Annotated in this window: 1 tRNA gene and 2 rRNA genes; all 3 read right to left on the bottom strand. The window is 54.2% G+C overall.

Going from position 1 to position 3,492, the window contains the following annotated elements:
• The 3 genes from HNQ66_RS23330 to HNQ66_RS23320 all read right to left on the bottom strand — a co-directional run bounded on the left by HNQ66_RS23330 (position 1) and on the right by HNQ66_RS23320 (position 3,193).
• Positions 1–77, bottom strand: a tRNA-Met gene (locus HNQ66_RS23330).
• Between the two features lie 46 nt (positions 78–123).
• Positions 124–238: ribosomal RNA gene (gene rrf, locus HNQ66_RS23325) — 5S ribosomal RNA — on the bottom strand.
• A gap of 159 nt (positions 239–397) precedes the next feature.
• A 23S ribosomal RNA gene (locus tag HNQ66_RS23320) occupies positions 398–3,193 on the bottom strand.
• Positions 3,194–3,492 lie beyond the last annotated feature (299 nt).

Raw genomic sequence — 3,492 nt, 5'->3', positions numbered from 1 at the left:
TGGTTGCGGGGGCAGGATTTGAACCTGCGGCCTTCAGGTTATGAGCCTGACGAGCTACCGGGCTGCTCCACCCCGCGTTATGGGTGGTTTTGTGATTGAGAAGATTTTGATTGCCTTTAGCAGACCTGGCAGCGACCTACTCTCCCGCGTCTTGAGACGAAGTACCATTGGCGCTGGGGCGTTTCACGGCCGTGTTCGGAATGGGAACGGGTGCGGCCACCCCGCCATGACCACCAGGTCGGCTAAGGGCAATCTTTCGAGAAGCTGGCAGAAGGGGATGCCTTCGTTTGTCTTTTGTGAACACGTCTTTTTCTTCGGGCCGCGCCTTCGGCCAGGGGCCGCAAGCGCACGGAAGAGATGGCTCATCGAGTTTGTTGGATGAGCATGAACAATGAGAACGATCAAGCCAATCGAGCGATTAGTAACGGTAAGCTTCATGCATTGCTGCACTTCCACACCCGTCCTATCAACGTGGTCGTCTTCCACGGCTCTCAAGGGAATACTCGTTTTCAGGTGGGTTTCCCGCTTAGATGCCTTCAGCGGTTATCCCTTCCATATATAGCTACCCTGCTATGCCGTTGGCACGACAACAGGTCCACCAGAGATATGTCCATCCCGGTCCTCTCGTACTAGGGACAGATCCTGTCAATATTCCTACACCCACGGCAGATAGGGACCGAACTGTCTCACGACGTTCTGAACCCAGCTCACGTACCGCTTTAATTGGCGAACAGCCAAACCCTTGGGACCTGCTCCAGCCCCAGGATGCGATGAGCCGACATCGAGGTGCCAAACAACCCCGTCGATATGGACTCTTGGGGGTCATCAGCCTGTTATCCCCGGCGTACCTTTTATCCGTTGAGCGATGGCCCTTCCACGCGGGACCACCGGATCACTATGACCGACTTTCGTCTCTGCTCGACTTGTCAGTCTCGCAGTCAGGCGGGCTTATGCCATTGCACTCGACGAGCGATTTCCGACCGCTCTGAGCCCACCATCGCGCGCCTCCGTTACTCTTTCGGAGGCGACCGCCCCAGTCAAACTACCCACCATACACTGTCCCGGACCCGGATGACGGGCCGCGGTTAGACATCCATGACGATAAGGGTGGTATTTCAAGGATGGCTCCACAGGAACTGGCGTCCCTGCTTCAAAGCCTACCACCTATCCTACACATGCCGACACGAATGCCAGTGTAAAGCTATAGTAAAGGTGCACGGGGTCTTTCCGTCTGACCGCAGGAACCCCGCATCTTCACGGGGAATTCAATTTCACTGAGTCTGCGTTGGAGACAGCGGGGAAGTCGTTACGCCATTCGTGCAGGTCGGAACTTACCCGACAAGGAATTTCGCTACCTTAGGACCGTTATAGTTACGGCCGCCGTTTACTGGGGCTTCGATTCAAAGCTTGCACCTCTCCTCTTAACCTTCCAGCACCGGGCAGGCGTCAGACCCTATACGTCGTCTTGCGACTTCGCAGAGCCCTGTGTTTTTGATAAACAGTCGCTACCCCCTGGTCTGTGCCACCCCACCATACTTGCGTACGATGGGGTCACGCTTCTTCCGAAGTTACGCGTGCAATTTGCCGAGTTCCTTCAACGCAGTTCTCTCAAGCGCCTTGGTATACTCTACCTGACCACCTGTGTCGGTTTCGGGTACGGTCTATACGGTGGAGCTATTTCCTGGAACCGCTTCCCTGCACACCCAATCCAATAAGAATGTACAAGTTACGCAATCCGTCACTACCACCAGGCCCACGAATATTAACGTGGTTCCCATCGACTACGCGTGTCCGCCTCGTCTTAGGGGCCGGCTAACCCTGCTCAGATTAACTTTAAGCAGGAACCCTTGGTCTTTCGGCGAGGGGGTCTCTCACCCCCTTTATCGTTACTCATGTCAACATTCGCACTTCCGATACCTCCAGAGGCCCTCACGGGTCCTCCTTCGCAGGCTTACGGAACGCTCCGCTACCACGTATCTTGCGATACATCCTCAGCTTCGGTGCATGGCTTTAGCCCCGTTACATTTTCGGCGCAAAGACCCTTATTTAGACCAGTGAGCTGTTACGCTTTCTTTAAATGATGGCTGCTTCTAAGCCAACATCCTGGTTGTTTTGGGATCCTCACATCCTTTCCCACTTAGCCATGACTTGGGGACCTTAGCTGGAGGTCAGGGTTGTTGCCCTTTTCACGACGGACGTTAGCACCCGCCGTGTGTCTGCCGAGTAGTACTCCACGGTATTCGGAGTTTGGTTAGGATCAGTAAGACGGTGAGTCCCCATAGCCCATCCAGTGCTCTACCCCCGTGGGTATTCGCTCGACGCTCTACCTAAATAGATTTCGCGGAGAACCAGCTATCTCCGAGTTTGATTGGCCTTTCACCCCTAGCCACAAGTCATCCCAATCTATTGCAACAGATGCGGGTTCGGTCCTCCAGTTGGTGTTACCCAACCTTCAACCTGCTCATGGCTAGATCACTCGGTTTCGGGTCTAATGCAACGAACTGAACGCCCTGTTCAGACTCGCTTTCGCTGCGCCTACACCTATCGGCTTAAGCTTGCTCGTTACACTAAGTCGTTGACCCATTATACAAAAGGTACGCCGTCAGGCTTGCGCCCTCCGACTGCTTGTAGGCATCCGGTTTCAGGTTCTATTTCACTCCCCTTGTCGGGGTGCTTTTCACCTTTCCCTCACGGTACTTGTTCGCTATCGGTCATGCACGAGTACTTAGGCTTGGAGAGTGGTCTCCCCATGTTCAGACAGGATTTCACGTGTCCCGCCCTACTCAAGGACAACGGCTGTTCTACGTGTACGGGGCTATCACCCGCTAAGGCCGGACTTTCCATTCCGTTCCACTTCATTCACCGTTGCCACTGGCCTGGTCCGCGTTCGCTCGCCACTACTTGCGGAGTCTCGGTTGATGTCCTTTCCTGCAGGTACTTAGATGTTTCAGTTCCCTGCGTTCGCTTCTTACCCCTATGTATTCAGGGTAAGATACCTTATCACAATGCTTGGAAACCTAAGCCGTACCGAAGCACGGCTTAAATTCTCCAAGCATTTAAGGTGGGTTGCCCCATTCGGAGATCCATGGATCAAAGCTCATTCGCAGCTCCCCACGGCTTATCGCAGCGTATCACGTCCTTCATCGCCTGTGCATGCCAAGGCATCCACCAAATGCCCTTACGACACTTAATCGTTCTCATTGTCTATGCTCATCATCTAGCCGTCATCCCAAAGGAATAAACGGCGGGTAGGGCTACCTTTTACAACCCGACCCACTCGACAATGCCATCGACGTGTTCGATAGACCTGCTTTATTGGAGCCACGCCGAGCGGCTCGCTTGCAGTCTATCATTAAGACCAGCTTCTCGAGATCAAATCCGAGGATGCGCGGTCAGGCAACATCCACCAGGACACGCGTCAGACAAGGGCAAGCCCTCGAACAACACATGACCCTTGAGGCACCAGGTTTCCCCGGTCCGGATCAATCTTCT

This window comes from Shinella fusca (genome assembly GCF_014203155.1).
Classification (GTDB): Bacteria; Pseudomonadota; Alphaproteobacteria; order Rhizobiales; family Rhizobiaceae; genus Shinella; species Shinella fusca.
Note: the sequence above shows the minus strand (reverse complement) of the source record. Positions and strands in the feature narration are given on the sequence as shown.